A 22,642-nucleotide genomic window follows, 5' to 3' on the forward strand; every position below is an offset into this window, starting at 1 on the left:
AAATAGAGTTGCCATTTTAGGAGCCAGGTCATGAACATCGGACAGGCGTCCGCACTGAGCGGGCTTCCCAGCAAAACCATTCGATACTATGAGTCGGTTGATCTGATTGTTCCCAAGCGACAGCAGGATAACGACTACCGTGACTACAGCGACGTAGATGTGGGCCAGTTGCGATTTTTGCGCCGCGCCCGCCAAGTGGGGTTTAGTCTGGCGCAGTGCCGTGAGTTGCTGGATTTGTACCGGGATCCGAGCCGTCAGAGCGCCCAGGTAAAAGCGCTGGTCATGTCCCACGTGGAGCAGCTGGAAGAGCAACTGCAAAACCTGACCAGCATGCGTGACACCTTGCTGGACATGGCTCAGCGTTGCCCGGGAGATCAGCAGTCCGAATGCGCCATTATCGATGACTTGGCACAGGCCGCTGCACCGGGCATGAGCTTCACTCTGGTGGACACCAAACCCTGAGCGGATCGGTTCCCGCTCAGGGTGCTTCTGAGGTAGAATGCGCGCCTTCGTAAATTGTCTGGCCCGCTCGGGCCAAGGGTGAGTATGGAAATTAATCCGCTGTTGAATAGCCTCAAAGATTTAGCCGAGCGTACTCAGGTGCTCAGGGGGTATCTTTGACTACGTTCAGAAGAAAGAGCGTCTGACCGAAGTCGAACTGGAGCTGGGTGAACCCTCCGTCTGGGAAGACCCCGAACGCGCCCAAGCCCTGGGCCGTGAACGCGCCTCCTTGGAAATGGTGGTAAATACCATCGATGAGCTGGAAAGCGGCGTTAGCGACTGCCGCGAATTGCTCGACATGGCCAACGAAGAGGGCGATGAGGAAAGCGTGGCGGATGTGGCCACGGAAATCGAACGCCTGGACGGTCAACTGCAAACCCTCGAATTCCGCCGCATGTTCTCCGGCGAAATGGACCCCAACAACGCTTTTCTGGATATCCAATCCGGCTCCGGCGGCACCGAAGCCCAGGACTGGGCGGAGATGGTTCTGCGCATGTACCTGCGCTGGGGTGAAAGTAAGGGGTTTAAAACCACCCTTGAAGAGGCCTCCCCAGGCGACGTTGCTGGTATCAAAAGCGCGACCATTCGCTTTGAGGGCGAATACGCCTTTGGCTGGTTGCGCACGGAAACTGGCGTACACCGATTGGTGCGTAAATCTCCGTTTGACTCCGGTAATCGCCGTCACACCTCTTTCTGCTCAGTCTTTGTGGCTCCCGAAGTGGACGAAAACATCGACATCGACATCAACCCTGGCGATCTGCGCACCGACACCTACCGCGCCAGCGGCGCCGGCGGTCAGCACGTCAACAAGACCGACTCGGCCGTGCGGATTACCCACGTGCCCACCGGGATTGTGGTGAGCTGTCAGAGTGAACGCTCCCAACACCAGAACCGCGACCGCGCCATGAACATGCTGCGCGCCAAGATGTATGAGCAGGAAATGCTCAAACGCAACGCCGAAAAACAGGCCATGGAAGACAACAAAGCCGACATCGGCTGGGGCAGTCAGATTCGCTCTTATGTGCTGGACGACCAACGCATCAAGGACCTGCGCACCGGCGTGCAAACCAGCAATTGCCAGCCAGTGCTGGATGGCGCCTTGGACCCTTTCATTGTCGCCAGCCTGAAAGCGGGGCTGTAACGCCGCTTAATTTACAGTAGTTTTCCACACCCTGACCCGGTAACCGAGATCATGAGCAACGACCAGAACGCCCAGCAGGACGAGAACAAACTCATTGCCGAACGTCGCGGCAAGTTGACCGCCATTCGCGAAAACGGCAATGCCTTCCCCAACGATTTTCGCCGCGAGCACAGTTGCGAGGTGTTGCAAAAAGATCACGGTGAAAAAACCAAGGAAGAGCTGGAAGCGCTGGATCACAAAGTCAGCGTGGCCGGTCGAATCATGGCCAAGCGAGGCCCGTTTATGGTGTTGCAGGATGTCAGCGGCACCGTTCAACTGTACGCCGATAAAGACACCCAAAAAATTATTAAAGACACCTGGGGGCAGTGGGACGTAGGTGATATCGTCGGTGCCAAAGGAGCTCTGCATAAATCCGGTCGTGGTGACCTGTACGTAAAAATGGAGCACTACCAGTTGCTCACCAAATCCTTGCGCCCGCTGCCAGAAAAATACCACGGCTTGAATGATCAAGAGCAACGCTACCGCCAGCGCTATGTGGATTTGATTGTAAATCCTGAGGTACGCGATACCTTTCGCCTGCGCTCGCGCTGCATCGACTTTATTCGTCAGTATTTAAACAACCGCGACTTCATGGAAGTGGAAACACCCATGCTGCAGGTGATTCCCGGCGGCGCCACGGCGCGCCCGTTTGTGACCCACCACAACGCCCTGGACATCGACATGTACCTGCGCATAGCGCCGGAGCTGTACCTCAAGCGCCTGGTAGTCGGCGGCTTTGAGCGGGTCTACGAAATCAACCGCAACTTCCGCAATGAAGGCCTCTCCACTCGGCATAACCCCGAGTTCACCATGCTGGAGTGGTACCAGGCCTATGCTGATTACCAGGACCTGATGAACCTGACCGAAGGCATGCTGCGCGACTTGTGCCAAACCGTAAAAGGCACCACGACGATTCAATACCAGGGTGCCGAATTCGACTTCGGCGCGCCTTTCCGTCGCCTGTCCGTGTTCGACGCAATTCTGGAATACAACCCGGAGTTGAGTGCGGGTGAGATCAGCGATCTGGCATCCATACGCAAAGTGGCGGAGAAAATGAACATTCCCGTCAAAGAATCTTGGGGCGTCGGTAAAATACAGATCGAACTGTTTGAAGCCACGGTGGAAGCGCGCCTGGAACAGCCTACGTTCATTACCGAATACCCAACAGAGGTCTCGCCCCTGGCGCGTCGCAGCGACAGCAACCCGGAAGTGACCGAACGCTTCGAGTTTTTCGTCGGCGGCCGCGAAATCGCCAATGGCTTTTCCGAGCTCAACGATGCGGAAGACCAAGCAGAGCGCTTCCGTGAACAAGTGGCGGAAAAAGAAGCCGGCGACAACGAAGCCATGCATTATGATGCAGACTACATACGCGCACTGGAATACGGCTTGCCGCCCACAGCGGGAGAGGGCATTGGCATCGACCGGCTAGTGATGCTGTTGGCCGATGCGCCTTCCATTCGTGACGTGCTACTGTTCCCGCACATGCGGCCGGAAGTACAGTAAGTAGGGGTCCACATAAGGCCCTCAAGACTCGTCATCCCCGCGAAGGCGGGGCCCGAACTCAGAACGTAGTTGTAGGTGATGAACTTCGTAAGGTCCATCCCAGGCGCTTCGCAGGAGGCTTTTCGAAAACGCCGTAAACCAGGTCCCTACGCGCTCCCGGCGCTTCGGGACACTCCTCGCTTCCCTGCGAGTCGTCCATGGGGGCTCTCCCACCGGAGCGCCGGCCGCAAGATCCCTCTTGTGAGAGTTTCGAAAAGCCTCCTGCGAATCACCTCGGTTGCCGCAACTAAGGCATTCTTACCTTGGATTCCCGCTTTCGCGGGAATGACGACACTGGGTGGGTGGTTGAAGGAAAAGAACTCCGTAGCGTGATTCTAAGGCGGGGGGTGCAGGGTGAGTGTTCAGCAAGCCTCAAAAGAGGGACCTTTTGAGGCAGTCCCCATGGATGGGTTTACGACGTTTGCTGAACACTTACCCTGCGCGGCCCGAGGGCTTGCTTACGAAGAGGGCAGCTCGATTATTGTTTTCCATACAGCAGTAAGCATTCGCGGGAATGACGGGGTAGAATGATTAGTAATGCGGGTAACGCCAGCACGTTCTATCAAGGTGGGAGCGACGGTCAGGCGGGAACGAATTACTCACAACGGCAACGAGGAGAACTTGCCCATGCACAGCGTTGATGTCACTTTGGACAACGCCCAGCAAATGATTATCGACGAATCCTTCCAGCGCTTAGTAGTGGTGGATTTCTGGGCTGACTGGTGTGGCCCCTGTAAAACGCTCATGCCCATTTTGGAAAAACTGGCAGCGGAGTTTCAGGGTCAATTTTTACTCGCGCGTATCAACGCCGACGAACAGCAGCCACTAGCAGGCCAATTTGGCGTGCGCAGCCTGCCCACCGTCATGCTGATAAAAGACGGCCAACCTCTGGACGGCTTTACCGGCGCACAACCAGAGCCGCAAATCCGTCAACTATTGGAAAAATACCTACCGAAAGCTTGGGAACAAACCCTTGCCCAGGCGCAGGCTCTGATGGCGGAACAAGACTTTGCCGGCGCCTTGCCGCTATTGCGTCAGGCTTACGAGGAGTCCGCGCAAACTCCCGCAATTGGCTGTCTACTGGCTCAGGCTCTGATAGAACTCAATCGTGTGGAAGAGGCTGAGCCAATACTGGGCGCCATCAAACTCGCGGATCAGGACGCGCTGTACCAGCAAGTACTGGCGCAACTGGAACTGAAAAAACAAGCCGCCAAAACCCCAGAAATTGAAGCCCTCGAAAAACAACTGGAGCAGGATCCGGACAATTTGGAACTGGCCCACAAACTGGCATTGCAACTGAACCAGGAAGGCTATCATCGCCAAGCGTTAGAGCTGTTGATGGGTATACTGCAGAAAGACCTGAACCACGCCGAGGGACAAAGCAAAAAAGCCTTGATGGACATAGTGGCCAGCCTCGGCAAAGGGGATCCTTTGGCGGCGGAATATCAGCGTAAATTATTCACACTGCTGTATTGAGCATACGCCAATACCTATGAACATTCCTCAGACCCCGCTTATTGTTCTGATGACGGTAACGTGCCTAGTGGCATGTGCACCCCAGGGGGAAAAACAGAAACCGCTCCAACAGGAAAGCACCACCATGTCCATTCAATCCGACGGAAATCAGTATCGGCTTCGCCACGGTCATCTGGACTTAGAGATTGTGCCGGAGGTGGGTGGGCGTATTGGATCGGTTCAGTACCGGGGCCAGGAAGTGTTGCTGGAAACCGATCGTAACGAAGGGCTTAATTGGGGCAACGTTCTGTGGCCTAGCCCACAAAGCGATTGGGGCTGGCCGCCCGAGCCGGTGCTTGATCACAAACCGTATGAAGTGGAGTTAAGTGGCGATGCACTGACTCTCATCAGTGGGGTGGCACCGGAGACGGGTTACCAGTTTGTTAAAACCTACGGTTTTGATACCCATGCCGATGCCTTGGTAATCGACTACCAGATCCATAATCGCAGCCGCGAGAAGCGCACAGTGGCGGCCTGGGAAATCACCCGCGTTCCGCCTAGTGGCCTAGCGCTATTCCCTACCGGTGACACCAAGGCGATCAGCGGCCAATTTAAACCCTTACCGACGCAAAGCTCCCACGGTATTACTTGGTATCTTTATGAGCCCGAGCGAATCGACGGCGACCACAAGCTGATGACCGACGGGGCCGAAGGGTGGCTTGCCTACATCAACGAGGGCGTCGCCCTGATCAAGCAATTTCCCGATGTGCCCGCCGAGCTGAACGCGCCGGGAGAAGGGGAGATTGAGATATACACCAACGCGGCCAAAACCTACATTGAAATTGAACAGCAGGGGCCGCTAACGCAACTGGCTCCGGGAGAAGTGTTGGATTGGCAAGTACGCTGGTATGTGCGCTCGGTGCCTGAAAACATCAGCGCCGAGGTCGGTGATGAAGCGCTGGTGGCCTGGATTCGCGAGTTGTTGGGAATAACCCCTTAACGGTTGGGAGTGCGTCGGTGGGCAAAGCAACCATTGATCATGTGGCGGAACGGGCAGGCGTGTCCATAAAAACCGTGTCACGGGTGGTCAACAACGAGCCCAATGTTCGCCCCTCCACGCGCGATAAAGTACTGCGCGCCGTGGCGGAACTGGATTACCGTCCCAACCTTTCCGCCCGCAGCTTAGCGGGCAACCGCTCCTACGTTATTGGGCTTTTGTACGATAACCCCAGCGCCAACTACGTTATTGATGTTCAGGATGGTGTGCTCGCGGCCAGTCGTGCGCAAGGTTATGACCTGCTGATTCACCCCTGCAATCATCGCGACCCGGATGTGGCTGAGGAAGTCGCTGATCTGCTTCGACAGCCTCGGGTTGATGGTTTGATTCTGACTCCACCTTTGTCCGACATGGCTGCCGTGTTGGAGGTGCTCAGCGCCAGCGGGACGCCTTTTGTACGTCTGGCTCCTACGGTCGATAAACACCTGTCTCCCTACGTAGAAACCAACGACCGAAACGCCGCTTACCAAATGACCCAGCAACTGCTCTCTTTGGGCCACAGCCGCATAGGGTTTATCAGCGGGCACCCGGATCACCGGGCGGTTGCCTGCCGCTATGAAGGTTATGGTGACGCTCTGCGGGACCAAGGGCTTGAGGTTGTAGAGGACTTGGTGGAGCAAGGTTACAACTCTTTCGAATCCGGAGAGCTGGCGGCTCAAAAACTGCTCGCCTTGACGCCGCGCCCCACCGCCATTTTTGCCGCTAACGATGATATGGCGGCGGGGGCCATGATGGTCGCCCACCGCATGGGGTTGAATGTTCCCGCCGAAGTGTCCGTGGCCGGTTTTGACGATACGCCCGTGGCACATCAAATTTGGCCTTCACTTTCCACCGTGCGCCAGCCGATCCAGGCTATGGCCAAGATGGCTGCTGAGCTGCTTCTCACCCAAGTGCAGGGCAAGCAGGTGCAAGCTCAGTCCAATCTCGATTCGAGCTTAATTCTTCGTGACTCCACAGGGCCGGCGCCGAAATAAAGGGGCAGCATTTTAAGAAGGTCAAAAAAAGCGCCTCAAGGGCGCTTTTTTTATGCGACTAAAAACTCTGAGTTAGTCTGCCAGAGCGGGAACCGTGTCCAACAACCAAGCCGCTGTTCCTACCAGTGCGGCCGTGTCCTTGATGATCGCATTCAAAGGAATCCCCTGCACATAACCGGTCATGGGCCCTTTGTTTGTGTAGCGCTGCAAAAATGTGGTTTGCGGAATGTAATTCACCAACCGGGGCACAATGCCGCCGCCCACATAAACCCCGCCACGCGCGCCGGTAGACAGGGCTTTATCGCCGGCCACGCTACCCAGAATCCCACAAAAGGTATCCAGCGCCGAGCGGCACAAGGGGTCCGTGCCTGCCTGGCCGTGCTGGTTTACATCGGCCGGGCTGTAGTCTTCGGCCTTTTGGCCGGAAACGCCCGCCAGTGCTTTGTACAAAGTGACCAAGCCATTGCCCGAAATCAGGTTTTCCACGGACACATGGGGCTGACGCTCCAGCAGGTATTTCAGAATCTCGACTTCCTCGAGAGTGCCGGGCGCAAAGTTGGTGTGGCCGCCCTCGGTGGCAACGATTTTCCAGCGCCCGGCGCAGGGTACCAGACCGGCCATGCCAAACCCGGTGCCGGGCCCTAAGGCCAGCTTGGGCGCTTCCGGGTCCGCCTCAGCGGCGTGAAACTGATGCAGCTCAGTGCCGGTCAAGTGCGGCATAGCGTAGGCCAGGGCGGCGAAATCGTTGATGACATCCAGCGCATCCATCCCCAGTTCTTTTTGCAACTCGGCAATGCCAAATTCCCATTGGAGGTTGGTCATGCGTACGCGGCCTTTTTGGATGGGGCCAGCAATCGCCAGGCAGGCGAACGCGGGTAGGGGAGTGCCGATCTCTTCACCGTAAGCCCGAATCATTTGGGCGATGGTGGGGTAGTTGGCGCACCGCAGCGTTATTTGTGACTGTGCTGTGTAGTCGGGGTTGGGCTGTTTGGTCCCGGCAATATCCACCAAACCAAAGCGCGCGTTTGTACCGCCAATGTCCGCAACCAATATAGAGCTCATGGGAATCCTTGTGTCGTTTAAGTGAGGAGAGCTTCGCGCCCCTAAATCTTGAGGTTGGAGTTTAAAATCTATTGACAGCGCTGTCAATAAACCTTACTATTTCAGCTTTGTGGGGTAGTTTAGTGCTCCTGGAATGATCTCTCACCCTCGATGTCTGGTTGATGCATCGAGGTCTCCCTCTTGCCCTTCACTGTGTGAAGGGCTTTTTTCGTTTCTTCGGTTGGTTTCGGCATACAGCTCGTGCTTGGAAGCGCACTGCTAGTGGTTCGAAGCCATTACTGGCATAATCTGCCCGCGATTAAACCACCGGCATACGGTATCCAGGCGTACGCCCCTAACGTCTCCAAAAGCAGAGGAATCCATGCAACCACAGGTCAAACCCCGTAATCCAAATTTCTCCTCCGGTCCCTGCAGCAAGCGCCCCGGTTACGATCTGGGCCAGCTGGATATTGCCACCCTGGGGCGCTCTCACCGCTCCGCTGTGGGCAAAGACGCACTTGGGCGCGCCTGTTCCGAGACCGCGCGCCTGCTCAAGCTGCCGGAAGGTTACCGCGTTGGTGTCGTGCCTGGTTCGGATACCGGCGCCGTGGAAATGGCCCTATGGTCCATGCTGGGCCAGCGCCCGGTGGACATACTGCAATGGGAGTCCTTCGGTAAAGGCTGGCTGACCGATGTGACCAAGCAGCTCAAATTGAAAGACGTCACCGCTCTGGAAGCGGACTACGGCCTGCTGCCGGATCTGAGCAAAGTTAATTTTGACCACGACGTGGTGTTTACCTGGAACGGCACCACCTCCGGCGTAAAAGTCCCCAACGGTGACTGGATAGCCGATGACCGCACCGGTTTGACCATTTGCGACGCCACCTCCGCGGTGTTTGCCATGGAGCTGCCCTGGGAAAAGCTGGATGTGGTTACGTTCAGCTGGCAGAAAGTCCTGGGCGGTGAAGGTGCCCACGGCATGCTGATCCTGGGCCCGCGCGCGGTAGAGCGCCTGGAATCCTACACGCCGCCTTGGCCGCTTCCGAAGCTGTTCCGTATGACCAAGGGCGGCGAGCTAATTGAAGGCATTTTCCGTGGTGAAACCATTAATACTCCGTCCATGTTGTGTGTGGCGGACTATCTGGACGCCCTGCAGTGGATCGACTCCATTGGCGGTGTGGATGCCGCTATCGCACGCTCCGAAGCCAATCTGGCGGTACTGGAGAAATTCGTCGACGAAAACGACTGGATCGAATTTTTGCCTCAGACCGCCGAGACCCGCTCCAACACCAGCGTGTGCTTTACCCTAAAGGCGAGCCCGGATCAGGTGAAGGCCATGGTCAAGTTGCTGGATAAAGAAGGCGTAGCCTACGATATCGGCGCCTATCGGGACGCACCGCCGGGCCTGCGCATTTGGTGCGGTGCCACCGTTGAGGCGGCCGATCTGGAAGCCCTTGTGCCCTGGCTGACCTGGGCCTATGAGCAAACCGCTGAGTGATGAATGAATAGCTCGCCTTCACTGAAGGCGGGCTGGCGCAACGAACGCAAGGACTCCAAGATGTTTAAAGTAAAAACCTACAATCAAATTTCTGTGAAAGGCCTGAACCGCTTCGGCCGTGATAAGTACGAAGTCGCCAGCGACATCAATCAACCGGACGCCTACATTCTGCGTAGCCACAAGCTGCACGGCGAGCCGCTGCCGGAATCGGTATGCGTCGTAGCCCGTGCCGGTGCCGGTGTAAACAACGTACCTGTAGACGAGTACACCAAAAAAGGCGTGGTCGTGTTTAACGCTCCCGGCGCCAACGCCAATGCGGTGAAAGAGCTGGTGCTGGCCGGCATGCTGCTGGGTAGCCGGGGCATTTTGCCGGGCATGGAGTATGTACAGACTCTAACGGACATGGACGACGCCGACGCCATGGGTAAACTGCTGGAGAAACAAAAGTCCAAATTCGCCGGCAGCGAACTTCAGGGTAAAACCCTGGGCGTAGTAGGGCTGGGGGCTATCGGCTCACTGGTGGCGGAAATGGCTCTGTCACTGGGTATGAACGTGGTCGGGTTTGACCCAGCGCTGTCTGTTGAAGCGGCCTGGCGCTTGCCCAGCCAAGTGGGCCGCATGGAAAACCTGCAGGCTTTGCTGGCACGCGCGGACTACATCAGCATTCACGTTCCGGCCATTGAACCCACTCGCCATATGATCAACAGCGACTCGCTCAAAGGCGTAAAAACCGGTGCTGTGCTGCTTAACTTTGCTCGTGAGTCCATCGTGGACGCTCACGCCGTGGTGGAGAGTCTGGACAAGGGCCAACTGGGCCGCTACATCTGCGACTTTCCCGAGCCTTGCTTGCTCAACCGATCGGATGTGTACGCCATGCCGCACATCGGTGCCAGCACTCTGGAGGCGGAAGAGAACTGCGCGGTGATGGTCGCCGACCAGTTGATGGACTACCTGGAAAACGGCAACGTGAAGAACTCGGTCAACTTTCCGGCCGTCAGCATGGAGCGCAACGGCAACCGGGGAGCGCGCATCACCTTCTGCAACGATAACGTCTCCGGCGTTTTGGGCCATGTACTCTCGGTTCTGGCCGATCAAAAAGTGAACGTTATTGATATGGTCAATAAAAGCCGCGGTGAAATTGCCTACAACATCATTGATGTAGAGGTTCCGCCCTCGGAGGCGGTTCTGTCAGCGATCCAGTCTGTCGAGCATGTAATCTCAGTACGGGTAGTTTAAGAGCAAAGGGAGACGGGAAGGGCGCTTGCCGCGGCCCTTCTCCCTTTCTATTTGCCTTGCCATCGTAGCGGTAAACCCTTGCCGCTTTGCCTTCCAGCTTCCGCTTTTATCCCCTCCTCAAACGCCTCTTTTCCTTCTCTAAGTTAAAGAAATTCCTTTTAAATCAGTCGCCTGCAGCAATTTTCCACTTCTGGCACAGCGCTTGCTTTGATGTCTACAACACCGTTAAACCGGAATGGACGTAAAGCAAATGGCAATCTCTTTTGAATCAGCGTTGGGTATTCACGAATCGGCTCTGAAGCTGCGCGGCAAGCGTGCCGAGGTACTGGCCAACAACCTGGCCAACGCCGATACCCCAAACTTTAAGGCCCGTGACCTGGACTTTAGGCAAGTACTGGCCAATGAGTCTGGGGCCAATAGCTCGTTCACCATGCGTGCCACCAATGCCCGCCACCTCTCACTGGGCGCTTCCGGCCAGACAGGTCCGGAAGTTCTGTACCGGACGCCGCACCAGCCTTCCATCGACGGTAACACCGTGGAAGAGCAGGTGGAGCACAGCGAATACATGAAAAACGCTCTGCAACTGCAAGCGAGTTTCACCTTCTTGAACAGCCGTTTTAAAGGGCTGATGAGCGCCCTGCGCGGTGAATAACCCCAACTTACGTGACCCGGAGTAGACATCATGGCCCTTGGAAATATTTTTGACGTTGCCGGTTCTGCCATGAACGCCCAGAGCGTTCGGCTTAATACTACCGCTAGTAATCTCGCCAACGCTCAGACTGCCAGCTCCAGTGCGGATCAAGTCTATCGCGGTCGCCACGCCGTCTTCGCCAGCATTCAGCAGCGGGCCATGGCGCTGGGTATGGAAGGGCGGCAGGCCGGGCATATGGGCGCGGGTTTTGATACCGGTTTCGACAACGGCAGTAGTGCCGGCGTCCGGGTAATGGGTATTGTTGAAAGCGATGCGCCTTTACAGCCGCGTTACGAGCCCAATCATCCCCAGGCCAATGAAGAAGGTTATGTGTTTTACCCCAACGTTAACCCGGTGGAAGAAATGACCAATATGATTTCCGCCTCACGCTCCTTTCAAATGAACGTCGAGGTCATGAATTCCGCCAAACAAATGGTTCAGCGCGTGCTGACCCTGGGCCAATAAAAAGGAGCTGAGCCGTGAGTCAGGTTGATAATGACAAACCCGTGAGCAGTATACTCAGTCATCTGAATATCACTCAAAAGAACCAAAAGGAAAAGACTGATAACAGCTTGGGGCAAACCGCTTTTCTGGAGCTGATGATCGCGCAAATGAATCACCAGGATCCTCTGTCACCCCAAGATAACACCGAGTTTGTCGCCCAGTTGGCGCAGTTCAGTTCCGTGGAAGGTTTGGAGCGGCTGAATAAAAACTTCGAAGGTTTTACCAACAATTTTATGTCCAATCAGGCATTGCAGGCTTCGTCTTTGGTGGGTACTTCGGTTTCAGTGGAAACGGACACCACCAAGCTGATGGAAGGCGGCATTGTCTCCGGCAGCGCTCTACTTGAGAGCTCTACAGGCGGGGTGGCGATCAATATCTACAACGACAAAGGTTCGTTGGTCGCTCAGGTGCCCGCAGGCGACCAACCCAGGGGAGAGATGGTTTTCCGTTGGGACGGACAAAATATGGAAGTCAATGGAAAACTTCTGAAGTGGCGGGCGGAGCAACCAATGCCAGCAGGCGATTACCGGTTTGAAGTGATGGGCAACCAAAACGGTGAACAACAGCAAATGCAAACCGCGCTCAGTGCCAACGTCAACAGTGTGACCATGGGGGCCGATGGTAAGTTGACCCTGAATTTGGCAGGCATCGGTGCCGTTAATATCGCCGACGTAAAACAATTTAACTGATTTTATTTGTTGTGGCACACCTCGTGCCGTAACTGACCAGCGAGGATAGGGTTATGCCTTTCAATACTGCACTTAGCGGCATACGCGCCGCGAATACCGACCTGCAAGTGACCGGTAATAACATTGCCAATGCCAGCACCACGGGTTTCAAATCCTCGCGGGCGGAATTTGGTGATGTATACGCGGGTTCCATTTTGGGTAGCGGTAGCAACAGTCCCGGTAGCGGCGTCAACTTGCAAACCATTCGTCAGCAATTCAGTCAGGGCAACCGCAATTTCACCTCCAATGACTTGGACTTAGCGGTGAATGGCCAAGGTTTCTTTGTCCTTAGCGATGCAGGTGATCGCCTCTATACGCGTGCTGGTGCTTTTGGCCTTGACAACGAAGGTTTCGTTGTCAGTAATACCGGCGCCAATCTGCAGGGGTTTTCCGCCGATGCCAATGGCAACCTTGGCGGTACTCTGAGCAACCTGCGGGTGGATGTCAGCACTCAGGCGCCTCGGCAAACCACTCTGACTCAAGGCAGCTTTAATCTCAATGCCAACGAAGCGGTGTTGGAGACGGTGGGGGCCAGTTTTGAGACCGATGGTGCCGCTATCGGCGTTCCACAATTCGGTTTGCGGGAGGCTACCACCACCACAATGAACGTCGGCGCAGTCACTACGCCCATCAATTTCGGCACTAATCCCACCAGTTTCGATATCACTCTGTCAGGTTCCTCGCCCGCTTCTGGCAACGGTACGGTTAACGTGGTGCTGGACAGTTCCACTGCCAACTCCATGCAAGATATTGCAAACTTAATCAACAGTGCGATCTTCGGCGCGGCGGCTCCAATTAATGCTCAGGCCGTTGTGAATGCTGGTAATCTGGAGTTTCGAGACCTAACCACGGGTGTTAGCTCCAATATTGATCTAAGTAATGTTACGGGTACCAACAACTTATCCAATGCACTCTCCGGAGCGCCTGCCTCCGTGGCGGGTATCCGAGCAGTGGATAACGGCTATCTGGCGCAAACCATTGAATTCGAAGGTCCCGACGGCAGTACTTCCACGTTTACCAGTGAACGCGGTGCTTCTGCGGCTCAGTCCGCCTCGGAGCTAAACGCGCTCGGGGGTATCACCGCTTCTGCACGCACTGAGGCGCGCATCATGGCCGGATCCTTCGATAACAGTAACGGCAACTTGACGCTTAACGGTGTGACCTTGAGCGCGACTACCTTGGACGGCATCGCCAATGAGATTAACAATCTCAGTACTTCTTCTCTGGCAAGCATAACCGCTGAAGTGAATACAACAGGCGACCTGGAGATTGTATCCCGTGTCGGCACGGACCTTCGTTTTGGGTTCAGTGGCAGCCAACCAGCCGGTAACATTGAGGTGGCGGGGCGCTCCGGCACGGGTACTCAGACCGTCAATAGCCGGAACGATGCCGCCGTTGTCGGTGGTAATATTTCTCTGGTGATGGCTGAAGGGTACAGTGTTGCCAGCGCCTCGCCGGAGGTGGGTAACTTGTTTGCGCCCTTGACTGATGCCAGCTTTACACCCATGCCCATCAACGCGTTTGACCCTAATGATCAGGGCACTTACAACCACGCTACTACGTCTACGGTTTTCGATAGCCTGGGTAATGCGCACACACTGGAGCAGTATTTTGTTCGCCAGCCGTACGATCCGAGCGATGCTTCCACTTCACCGAATCACTGGGTGATGTACGTGCAAGTTGATGGTCAGAACGTGGGTGATCCGGATCCGACGCTACCCTCTCCGCAAAACATTGAGCCGACTATGGCGTCGTACAATGTACACTTTAATCGGGATGGTAGTTTGAACACGGTATTGACCGATTCTATGCTGGTATCCAATTGGAGGCCGCGCAGTGAGGATGGTACGGCCGCCGGTGCTTTAGGCCCATTGAATGTATTGCAAGGTGGGCAGATACCCGTTCAGGATCCGCCCACCAGTTCAAACTTTGAAATTGACTTGAGTTCCACTACTCAGTTCGGCGCTCAGTTCGGTGTCGAGTCACAAAGTCAGAATGGTTATACCACGGGTCGCTTGTCAGGCCTGGATATCGCTGAAGACGGGATCATTTTTGCCCGCTTTACCAATGGCGAGGCTCAGGTGCTTGGGCAAGTGGCGCTGGCAAACTTCAATAACGTGGAAGGTTTACGTCCGGTGGGTAATACCATGTGGGCGCAGACCGCCGCCACCGGTGAAGCGGTGATCGGTGGTCCTGGCACGGCGTCTCTGGGCAGCATCACCGCGGGTGCTCTTGAGGAGTCCAACGTGGATTTGTCGGAGCAGTTGGTGAACCTGATCATTGCCCAGCGCAACTTCCAGGCCAGCTCAAAAACCATCGAGACGGCTAACCAGACTACTCAAACTATTATTAACCTTCGCTAGTTAAATCACTGATCCGGGGCGGTAAGCCCCGGATCAGTGGTTCTTCGCGTTATTGACTTCACTGACACTTCAAAGCTTTGTTTTTAGTCGTGGCAAGCTTGGAGCTTTGTAAGGTTACTCCGCCGGAAGGGGAATCTAACTTCCGAGACACGCGGTAAATACATCCCTGTAGCTTGTTTCGGGCGTCCTGCCCTCTACAGTCCCGGAAGTTAGATTCCCCTCCCGGCTCAGCGGTAACTGCGAGTGCGGCGCTCAGTTTGAGCTTGGCTACATCCTCAAACAAAAGTACAACCCAAGTCCATCGTCATACGAACTCAAAATCAGCATCCCAAGCTCAAGCTCGGTGAGGGGTACAGGGGTTCGGGACTGTAGAGGGCATGGATGCCCGAAACAAGCTACAGGGATGTATTTACCGCGTGTCTCGAACCCCTGTACCCCTTACCGAGCCCCTCCATGACTCGCTCGGAACTACAGCCAACCTGTCTCAACCCGCAAGATATCCTTTCCCGACACTTTCAAATTACTCCCATCCCCCCAGCTACCCAATACCTCTGAACCCCATTATTTTGTTCTTGGCATCCCTCTTGCAGTACACCTGTTAAGCGGCAACTTTATGCCCACTTGACCACGCGGAGTAGCCCATGGACAAAGCACTTTACATTGCCATGACTGGAGCCAAGCACAACATGATGGCCCAGACCAACCACGCCAATAATATGGCGAACCTGAGCACTGACGGCTTTCGGGCTGACTTCGCTCAGGCGCGCAGCATGCCCGTCTACTACGGCGATGGTCATCCCACGCGGGCCTTTGCTCTGACCGAATCACCGGCCACCGACTTTAGCCCCGGGCCCATGAAGCAGACGGGTAGGGACCTCGACATTGCCATTCAGGGCGATGGATTTATTGCCGTACAGGCCCCCGATGGTACCGAGGCCTACACCCGCGCCGGCAGCTTGTCGATAGACCCCAACGGCATCCTGCGCAACAGCGCTGGTTTGGCGGTAATGGGCAACGATGGTCCCATTGCCTTGCCGGCGCTACAAAAAATGGAAATCGGCATCGACGGCACTCTGTCCATAGTCGCGCAAGGCCAGGGGCCGGAAGCGATGGTGGAGATTGATCGAATCAAACTGGTCAATCCCGATTTGCAGAACATGACCAAAGGCGAGGACGGTTTATTTCGTCAGATCGTCGGCGGAGACGCCTTTCCCGACGCGGCGGTGACTGTTGTGTCTGGATCCCTGGAAGGCAGTAACGTGAATGCGATTCACGAGTTTACCCAGATTCTCAGTCTGTCTCGGCAATACGAGATGCAACTGAAATTAATGAGCACGGTAAAAGAAAATTCAGAGCATTCGGCACGGCTCTTGCAAATATCGTAGGTAGTCATAGTAGCCCAGCGGAAAGCGGCTAAAGTCCGTCAATAAAGGCGAAACAGCAGCGAATACCGCCAACTTTAAAAGACCGAAGCGGACAACCCTTGCCGCTACGACCTAACAAGAACACAGGATAGCAGAGGTTACCCACATGCACGCAGCACTCTACGTCAGCAAAACCGGGCTCAGTGCGCAGGACAAACAACTGACCACGATTTCCAATAACTTGGCCAACGTGGGCACTGTCGGTTTCAAGCGCGATAGCGCACAGTTTGAAGACCTGCTGTATCAGATTCAGCGCCAGCCCGGTGGTCAAACCACTCAGGACACTGAGCTGCCTTCTGGTTTGCAGTTAGGTACCGGTGTACGTGTGGTGTCTACTCAAAAGCAATTTACCGAAGGCAGTTTGCAAATCACCGATCAGCCATTGGACGTAGCGATCAACGGCCGTGGCTTTTTGCAGGTGCTGCAGCCGGACGGCACCATCGGCTACACCCGTAACGGCCAATTGCAGATTAACGGCCAAGGGGAGTTGGTGACCAGCAACGGCCTACTGATTGAGCCGGGCATTGTTATTCCCGAGGACGCCAATCAGGTCACCATCAGTCAGGACGGCGTAGTGAACGCCCATTTTGCCGGCGATCCTCAACCGCAGCAGTTGGGCGATATCATTCTGGCGGACTTTGTTAACCCATCCGGTCTACAAGCCATAGGCGGCAACTTGTTCGTGGAAACTGTGGCCAGTGGCAACCCCGTAGTAGGTGCGCCAGCGCAACAGGGGATGGGTAAATTGCTGCAGGGTGCCCTGGAAAATTCCAACGTGGATATTGTGGAAGAGATGGTCAACATGATCTCCACTCAGCGCGCGTACGAGCTGAACTCCAAAGTGGTTTCCACGGCGGATCAAATGCTGCAGTACATCAGCCAAACCCTATAACACAGTGAGGTGACCGGCATGCAACTTTCACGGCTTTTTGGCTCAAAACTCAGACTCGGAATACTGGTGTTTTTGGCGGCCAGCATGCAGGCCTGCGTCACCTACGAACGCCCCAAGCCGGGCGATCCATACTACGCTCCGACAATTTCGCCTGCGGCCTCTTTGCCACAAAACACACCCGGATCTCTCTATCAGGGTAGTTACGGCATGGCACTGTTTAACGACCGAAAAGCTCACAACGTTGGGGATATTATTACGGTAACCCTGAGTGAACGCACTGTGTCCAGTAAGAGTTCCGGAGTGTCGGTTCAGAAAGACAGCAGCCTGGAATTCGGTGCTGGCCCCTTGTTAGGCAGTGTGCCCACCTTTCGCGGTAATACCTTGGAAACCAACCTGTCCCAAAGTCGCGATTTCAGTGGTGATGCAGGCGCCGATCAGAGCAACCGATTGGAAGGCAATATCACCGTCACTGTGGCCGAAGTGCTACCCAACGGCGCCCTGGTGGTGCGGGGGGAAAAGTGGATGACGCTTAACCGCGGTGACGAATTTATTCGCATCAGCGGCATAGTGCGACCGGACGACATCTCCCAAAGCAACACCGTGCCGTCCACGCGTTTGGCCAATGCACAGATCTCTTACAGCGGTACCGGCACGCTCGCGGACTCCCAGTCCATGGGTTGGATGTCCCGCTTCTTTAACAGCGCTTACTGGCCTTTTTAATCGGGGAACCGACTATGTTCGCACATCGTTTAATCTTGGCCTTTTTCCTCGTTGTAGCCTCGGGGCTCGCGCAGGCGGAACGCATCAAAGACATCGCCACAGTCGCGGGTGTACGCTCAAATGCACTGGTGGGCTACGGCCTGGTGGTGGGGCTGGATGGCACGGGTGATCAGACCAACCAATCACCGTTTACCACTCAGTCTTTCAATAACATGCTTAAACAGTTTGGTATCACCGTACCCGAAGGCACACGCATGCAAATGCGTAACGTGGCCGCCGTTATGGTTCAGGCGGAACTGCCGGCTTTTGCCAAACCGGGTCAAACCATCGACATCACGGTTTCGTCTGTGAGCAATGCTACGAGCCTCCGCGGAGGCAGCCTGTTAATGGCACCTCTCAAAGGGCCGGACGGTCAGGTTTACGCCTTGGCTCAAGGTAACCTGATCGTCGGTGGCTTTGGTGCCCAAGGCCGTGATGGATCGCGCATTACCGTAAATGTTCCCAGCGTTGGCCGCATTCCCAATGGTGCTACCGTGGAGCGTGAAGTGCCAAACAACTTTGCCGCGGGCGCACCGATTGTACTCAATCTTAACCGGGCGGATTTCACGACCGCCAATCGCGTGGCACAAGCCATTAATGAAATGCTCGGCTCCGGCGTCGCTCGTGCTCAAGACTCCGTTTCCATCGCCGTGGACGCACCTCAGGATCCTTCCCACCGGGTCGACTTCATTTCCTTGTTGGAAAACATCGAAGTTGAACCTGGCGAGGAAGCGGCCAAAGTGGTTATCAATTCCCGCACCGGTACCATCGTAGTGGGGCAGCATGTGCGTGTCTCTCCTGTTGCCGTGACGCACGGCAGTTTGACCGTGACCATTTCTGAAGACTACGCCGCCGTCCAGCCTCAGCCCTTTGGCGAAGGTCAGACAGCCATACTCCCAGGTTCGGAAGTGGAAATCGTTGAAGAAACCAACCCCATGTTTAAGTTTGCGCCCGGCTCGACTCTGGAAGACATCGTACGCTCAGTGAATAACGTGGGTGCGTCTCCGGGGGATCTAATGGCCATTCTTGAAGCATTGCAGCAATCCGGCGCCCTCAAAGCTCAGCTAATGGTGATCTGATGAAATCGATTGATAACTCACAGGCTGTCCAACACCTGCGCGATACCCACTTGAACGGGCAGGGCATGGAATCCATTCGCGCCATGGGGCGGGATCGCGATCCGGAAGCGCTGCGGGAAGTTGCGCGTCAGTTTGAATCCATGTTCATCCATCAAATGCTGAAGAACATGCGCGCGGCCAATGAAGTGTTTGGGCAAGACAATTTCCTGAACAGCAGTGAAACCCAGTTTCATCAGGAGATGTTCGATCAGCAACTCTCTTTGGAAATGACCGCCGGCCGTGGCCTGGGTTTGGCTGACGCCTTGTATCAGCAGATGCTGCAAGCCTACGGCCACCACCTTGATGCGCCTGAGTCTGAGTCTCAAGCCCAAGCTCCTGCGGGTAACCCCTTCCAGCGAGATTGGGTCGGCCCAGCTGCCGCCACCGGTGGTAAAACCCGGATGGCTAAATCCCCGGAAGAGTTTGTTACCGCCTTGAAGCCCTACGCTGAAGAAGCGGCGGCAGCGCTGAATGTCAACGCCGATGTGTTGTTGGCGCAAGCCGCACTGGAAACCGGTTGGGGACGTCACGTTATCCATACCGGTGATGGGCAGAGCAGCCACAACTTGTTCAACATCAAAGCGGATCGTCGCTGGGATGGAGACAGCGTTAACGTCTCCACTCTGGAATACCGCGATGGTTTGGCAGCACCGGAGCGGGCGGATTTTCGTCGCTACGAAAGCTACGCTGAAAGCTTTGCCGACTATATAGTCTTCCTGCAAAACAATCCCCGTTACCAACGCGCGCTGGAAATGGGCGGAGATTCAGCCGCTTACGCGGAAGAGTTGCAGAAGGCGGGTTATGCCACGGACCCGGAATACGCCAATAAGATTAAGCGTCTGCTAAACAGCGACGCCATACGTATGGCCTCCGACGCTAGCGCGGATGACCTTAACAACGAAGCCTGATTTATTAAGCCCAGTAGGTACACAGTATGTCCGGGTTACTTTCCAACGCCATCTCCGGTTTGCAGGCCAGTCAAAACGCCCTGCGCACCACGGGCCACAATATCTCCAACGCCAACACGCCGGGGTACAGCCGCCAGCGGGTGGAGGACGTTGCCAGGCCCGCGAATAATATTGGGCCGGGGTATATTGGCTCCGGGGTAACCACACGCTCGATTGAGCGCATTGTCGATGAGTTTGTGAATCGGCAATTGGTGATGGACACGTCCGCTTTCCACCAACTGGACGCCTTCAATACCAATATTGGAAAACTGGATCGGCTGTTAGCCGATGAAAATACCGGTCTGTCCGCTGGTATGCAGCGCTTTTTCGCGGCACTGCAAAACGCCGCCGACGATCCCTCTTCAACACCGGCTCGACAATTGGTGCTGAGCGAGGCGGAAAGTTTAAGCGTACGCTTTAATGAACTGTACAGCCGCTTTACCGCCATCGAAAACGGCGTGGACACAGAGCTTAGGACCGTTTCCTCTAGCGTCAATCGTTTGGCTGGAGACATTGCCAAACTTAACCAAGCCATAGTGCAGAGCGCTGGCACTCACGGCAATCCCAATGACCTTCTCGATCAGCGTGATCAAGCCATTCGAGAGCTGGCTGAACTGGTGGGCATCGAAACCGTCAAGCAGGGCGATGGCAGTGTCAGCATCTTCCTGGGTAAAGGCCATTCACTGGTGCTTGGCAACACCGCCAACCGGGTAGAAGTGCGCGAGCAGGGCGAGTTGTACTTGACGTCCGGCAGTCGCACGCGAAATATTTCTGACGATGTCAGTGGTGGCAAGCTGGGCGGTTTGATGAACTTCAAACAGGATGTCATAGCGCCGGCGTTAAACGATATCGGCCGCTTGGCGCTGGTATTGGCGGATCAAATGAACTTGGCCCAACAACAGGGCCTGGATCTCAACGGTGAATACGGCGCCCTGATGTTTCGGGACATTAACACGCCCGCCGCTATGAGCCAGCGCGTGGTCCACGGCCAAAACGCCGGCCCGGATGACCGGGAACTGGCCTTGGAAATTACTGACACAGCACGTCTGACCACCAGCGATTACCAATTTCAGATTGTTCCAGGCACCAGCAATTACCGCATCACTCGCCTAGGCGACGATCAGGTGATTCAGGAAGGTGTTATTGCGGGAACTTATCCTGCCACCATCGAGTTCGATGGGCTGACTCTGCATATGCAAAGTGGCAGCTTCCAGGGTGGCGACAGCTTTATTCTGCGCCCCACAGTCAATGGTGCGCAAAACATCCAGGCGCAACTAACCCGAACCGAAGATCTGGCGCTGGCGGCACCGCTGCGTACCGGCACCACATCCAGTAACTTGGGAACCGGTGCGGTGAGTCAGGGGCAGGTACTCAGCCTCACCGACGCGAACGGAAATTTCTTGCCGGCCTTTGCCGAGGCGGGTCAGCTATCGCCGCCGGTTATTGTGCGTTTTACCTCACCCACCACCTACGAGGTTTTGGACAACTCTGATCCCAGCAATCCGCGTCCGTTGGACCCGCCCATTCGTGAGCAAATTTTTATTCCGGGGCGGGACAACGCCATTTTTGCCTCCGATCCGGGAGAGCGGCGTGTGGCTGGCAATGGTCCGCTGATGGGCTTGCCTGATGGAAGAATTTCACAAACTGTTGCCGTGGGCGGGCCGGCTCAAAGTAATGGGTACCCGGCCGAGCAAATGAGTTTTTCCTGGCAAAACCCCCATACCGGGGAGCGGGCTACTCAGGCGGTCAATACCAGCGCGGGCGCATCGGCTGCCCATATCGCCCAGCAGTTGACCAATGTACCGGGCGTTTCCGCCACGGCGTTTACCAGTGCGACTCTGTCCAACATTCGTGCTGAAGATTTTTCCAGCCCGTTTCAGATCACCATTAACGGTGAAGATTTACTCGAGTACCAAAATGGCGTGCTCAGCAACAGCGTACCTAATCCGCAAACCGACCCGGCAGCGTTTAACGACTATCTGGTACAGCGAATCAGTGAAAACGAAAACCTGAATGCGCTGGGCCTGCGAGCGGTCAGCGCTGGCAGTGAAGTTAGCGGCGCGCCCGAGCTGCAACTGGTGGCGTCTTCCGGGGTAAATCTGGATATTCGCCTGCAGGCTAACAACGCCTCCAATTCCATGGATGTCAACGACAGCAGCGGCAACCCGAATGTACGCCTCGAGGGTGCGGGCGCTGGCAACCAGTCTACCGTGACCGTGGGCGGACGAGTGGATGTCACTTTAGCGGACGGCGTGAACATGACCACTGCGCCGGAAAGCAGCCAGTTGTTTGGCGACTCCAGTGCGGTAGGGTTTGCGCAGGCCTCCTACTTGGGCTACCAAATCGCTATTAAAGGTCAGCCGCAAGCGGGCGATACCTTTACCGTGGATTTCAACCTGGATGCCAGCAACGATAACCGCAACGCACTGAATATGGCGGCCCTTGAAACCGCCAAAGTGATGGGCGGTAAACTGAGCTTCGGGGATGACTATGGCCGGCTGGTGGAAGAAGTGGGCACCCAAAGCGGCTCCGCGCGCAAAAATACCCAGGCCGCCAAAAGTCTGATGGAGCAAACCCAAAGTTTGCGCGACAGTGTGTCCGGCGTGAACCTGGATGAAGAAGCGGCCAACATGATCAAGTACGAACAGATTTACAATGCTAACTCGCGCATGATCTCCGTGGCGCGGGATTTGTTCGACACGCTCTTGAATGCGGTTTAAACAGAGGCCAAA

General features: G+C 55.7%; 19 protein-coding genes. 18 read left to right on the forward strand and 1 reads right to left on the reverse strand.

Features of this window, described 5'->3' with window-relative positions:
- Positions 1-30: 30 nt before the first annotated feature.
- From cueR to RBH33_RS11495, 6 genes are all read left to right on the forward strand, one after another.
- The gene (gene cueR, locus RBH33_RS11470) at positions 31-462 is read left to right on the forward strand and encodes a Cu(I)-responsive transcriptional regulator (RefSeq protein WP_306732329.1); all 432 of its coding nucleotides are present in this window, start codon (positions 31-33) and stop codon (positions 460-462) included.
- Positions 463-546: 84 nt separating this feature from the next.
- Positions 547-1,642, forward strand: a protein-coding gene (prfB, locus tag RBH33_RS11475; RefSeq protein ID WP_306732330.1) for a peptide chain release factor 2 whose coding sequence is annotated in 2 segments (ribosomal slippage) — positions 547-618 and positions 620-1,642 — 1,095 coding nt in all. Because the reading frame shifts where the segments join, the coding sequence is not laid out codon by codon here.
- Positions 1,643-1,693: 51 nt separating this feature from the next.
- Positions 1,694-3,184 (forward strand): lysine--tRNA ligase, encoded by a 1,491-nt coding sequence (gene lysS, locus RBH33_RS11480; protein ID WP_306732331.1) that lies wholly within the window; start codon positions 1,694-1,696, stop codon positions 3,182-3,184.
- Between the two features lie 666 nt (positions 3,185-3,850).
- Entirely contained in the window at positions 3,851-4,699 is an 849-nt protein-coding gene (gene trxA / locus RBH33_RS11485; protein WP_306732332.1) for a thioredoxin, read from the forward strand.
- A gap of 124 nt (positions 4,700-4,823) precedes the next feature.
- Positions 4,824-5,678, forward strand: coding sequence for a DUF4380 domain-containing protein (locus RBH33_RS11490; protein WP_306732333.1), 855 nt, complete (start codon positions 4,824-4,826; stop codon positions 5,676-5,678).
- A 17-nt stretch (positions 5,679-5,695) separates the two neighbouring features.
- On the forward strand, positions 5,696-6,709 hold the full coding sequence (locus tag RBH33_RS11495; RefSeq protein WP_306732334.1) for a LacI family DNA-binding transcriptional regulator: 1,014 nt from the start codon (positions 5,696-5,698) through the stop codon (positions 6,707-6,709).
- Positions 6,710-6,781: 72 nt separating this feature from the next.
- Here RBH33_RS11495 and glk read toward each other — a convergent pair whose 3' ends face one another.
- Positions 6,782-7,771: a glucokinase gene (gene glk / locus RBH33_RS11500; protein ID WP_306732335.1), complete on the reverse strand. Its 990-nt coding sequence runs from the start codon at positions 7,769-7,771 to the stop codon at positions 6,782-6,784.
- 361 nt (positions 7,772-8,132) lie between these two features.
- On the opposite strand from glk, the gene RBH33_RS11505 reads away from it, so the two are divergent.
- The 12 genes from RBH33_RS11505 to flgK all read left to right on the forward strand — a co-directional run bounded on the left by RBH33_RS11505 (position 8,133) and on the right by flgK (position 22,630).
- Complete coding sequence (locus RBH33_RS11505) at positions 8,133-9,248, forward strand: phosphoserine transaminase (RefSeq protein WP_306732336.1); 1,116 nt, start codon at positions 8,133-8,135, stop codon at positions 9,246-9,248.
- A 60-nt stretch (positions 9,249-9,308) separates the two neighbouring features.
- Positions 9,309-10,484, forward strand: a complete 1,176-nt coding sequence (locus tag RBH33_RS11510) for a phosphoglycerate dehydrogenase (RefSeq protein WP_306732355.1) — start codon at positions 9,309-9,311, stop codon at positions 10,482-10,484.
- A gap of 250 nt (positions 10,485-10,734) precedes the next feature.
- Complete coding sequence (flgB, locus tag RBH33_RS11515) at positions 10,735-11,136, forward strand: flagellar basal body rod protein FlgB (RefSeq protein ID WP_306732337.1); 402 nt, start codon at positions 10,735-10,737, stop codon at positions 11,134-11,136.
- A 30-nt stretch (positions 11,137-11,166) separates the two neighbouring features.
- A complete protein-coding gene (flgC, locus tag RBH33_RS11520) occupies positions 11,167-11,640 on the forward strand; it encodes a flagellar basal body rod protein FlgC (RefSeq protein WP_306732338.1) in 474 nt (157 codons plus the stop codon).
- Positions 11,641-11,654: 14 nt separating this feature from the next.
- The gene (locus tag RBH33_RS11525; protein WP_373568260.1) at positions 11,655-12,368 is read left to right on the forward strand and encodes a flagellar hook assembly protein FlgD; all 714 of its coding nucleotides are present in this window, start codon (positions 11,655-11,657) and stop codon (positions 12,366-12,368) included.
- 53 nt (positions 12,369-12,421) lie between these two features.
- A complete protein-coding gene (locus tag RBH33_RS11530; RefSeq protein ID WP_306732339.1) occupies positions 12,422-14,770 on the forward strand; it encodes a flagellar hook-basal body complex protein in 2,349 nt (782 codons plus the stop codon).
- A 641-nt stretch (positions 14,771-15,411) separates the two neighbouring features.
- The gene (gene flgF, locus RBH33_RS11535; protein WP_306732340.1) at positions 15,412-16,155 is read left to right on the forward strand and encodes a flagellar basal-body rod protein FlgF; all 744 of its coding nucleotides are present in this window, start codon (positions 15,412-15,414) and stop codon (positions 16,153-16,155) included.
- Positions 16,156-16,300: 145 nt separating this feature from the next.
- Positions 16,301-17,086 (forward strand): flagellar basal-body rod protein FlgG, encoded by a 786-nt coding sequence (flgG, locus tag RBH33_RS11540; RefSeq protein ID WP_306732341.1) that lies wholly within the window; start codon positions 16,301-16,303, stop codon positions 17,084-17,086.
- 18 nt (positions 17,087-17,104) lie between these two features.
- Entirely contained in the window at positions 17,105-17,806 is a 702-nt protein-coding gene (gene flgH, locus RBH33_RS11545; protein ID WP_306732342.1) for a flagellar basal body L-ring protein FlgH, read from the forward strand.
- A 14-nt stretch (positions 17,807-17,820) separates the two neighbouring features.
- The gene (locus RBH33_RS11550; protein ID WP_306732343.1) at positions 17,821-18,924 is read left to right on the forward strand and encodes a flagellar basal body P-ring protein FlgI; all 1,104 of its coding nucleotides are present in this window, start codon (positions 17,821-17,823) and stop codon (positions 18,922-18,924) included.
- Positions 18,924-19,871, forward strand: coding sequence for a flagellar assembly peptidoglycan hydrolase FlgJ (flgJ, locus tag RBH33_RS11555; RefSeq protein WP_306732344.1), 948 nt, complete (start codon positions 18,924-18,926; stop codon positions 19,869-19,871). Before RBH33_RS11550 ends, flgJ begins: the two co-directional genes overlap by 1 nt.
- 26 nt (positions 19,872-19,897) lie before the next feature.
- Positions 19,898-22,630: a flagellar hook-associated protein FlgK gene (flgK, locus tag RBH33_RS11560; protein WP_306732345.1), complete on the forward strand. Its 2,733-nt coding sequence runs from the start codon at positions 19,898-19,900 to the stop codon at positions 22,628-22,630.
- The last annotated feature ends 12 nt before the right edge of the window (positions 22,631-22,642 follow it).

It is taken from the genome of Marinimicrobium hydrolyticum, from assembly GCF_030848505.1.
Taxonomy (GTDB): Bacteria; Pseudomonadota; Gammaproteobacteria; order Pseudomonadales; family Cellvibrionaceae; genus JAVDDU01.

Bases quoted from the DNA above. Each gene is read 5' to 3' on its own strand.
- cueR (WP_306732329.1), top strand. From the start codon at position 31: ATGAACATCGGACAGGCGTCCGCACTGAGCGGGCTTCCCAGCAAAACC.
- lysS (WP_306732331.1), top strand. From the start codon at position 1,694: ATGAGCAACGACCAGAACGCCCAGCAGGACGAGAACAAACTCATTGCC.
- trxA (WP_306732332.1), top strand. From the start codon at position 3,851: ATGCACAGCGTTGATGTCACTTTGGACAACGCCCAGCAAATGATTATC.
- RBH33_RS11490 (WP_306732333.1), top strand. From the start codon at position 4,824: ATGTCCATTCAATCCGACGGAAATCAGTATCGGCTTCGCCACGGTCAT.
- glk (WP_306732335.1), bottom strand. From the start codon at position 7,771: ATGAGCTCTATATTGGTTGCGGACATTGGCGGTACAAACGCGCGCTTT.
- RBH33_RS11505 (WP_306732336.1), top strand. From the start codon at position 8,133: ATGCAACCACAGGTCAAACCCCGTAATCCAAATTTCTCCTCCGGTCCC.
- RBH33_RS11510 (WP_306732355.1), top strand. From the start codon at position 9,309: ATGTTTAAAGTAAAAACCTACAATCAAATTTCTGTGAAAGGCCTGAAC.
- flgB (WP_306732337.1), top strand. From the start codon at position 10,735: ATGGCAATCTCTTTTGAATCAGCGTTGGGTATTCACGAATCGGCTCTG.
- flgC (WP_306732338.1), top strand. From the start codon at position 11,167: ATGGCCCTTGGAAATATTTTTGACGTTGCCGGTTCTGCCATGAACGCC.
- RBH33_RS11530 (WP_306732339.1), top strand. From the start codon at position 12,422: ATGCCTTTCAATACTGCACTTAGCGGCATACGCGCCGCGAATACCGAC.
- flgF (WP_306732340.1), top strand. From the start codon at position 15,412: ATGGACAAAGCACTTTACATTGCCATGACTGGAGCCAAGCACAACATG.
- flgG (WP_306732341.1), top strand. From the start codon at position 16,301: ATGCACGCAGCACTCTACGTCAGCAAAACCGGGCTCAGTGCGCAGGAC.
- flgH (WP_306732342.1), top strand. From the start codon at position 17,105: ATGCAACTTTCACGGCTTTTTGGCTCAAAACTCAGACTCGGAATACTG.
- RBH33_RS11550 (WP_306732343.1), top strand. From the start codon at position 17,821: ATGTTCGCACATCGTTTAATCTTGGCCTTTTTCCTCGTTGTAGCCTCG.
- flgJ (WP_306732344.1), top strand. From the start codon at position 18,924: ATGAAATCGATTGATAACTCACAGGCTGTCCAACACCTGCGCGATACC.
- flgK (WP_306732345.1), top strand. From the start codon at position 19,898: ATGTCCGGGTTACTTTCCAACGCCATCTCCGGTTTGCAGGCCAGTCAA.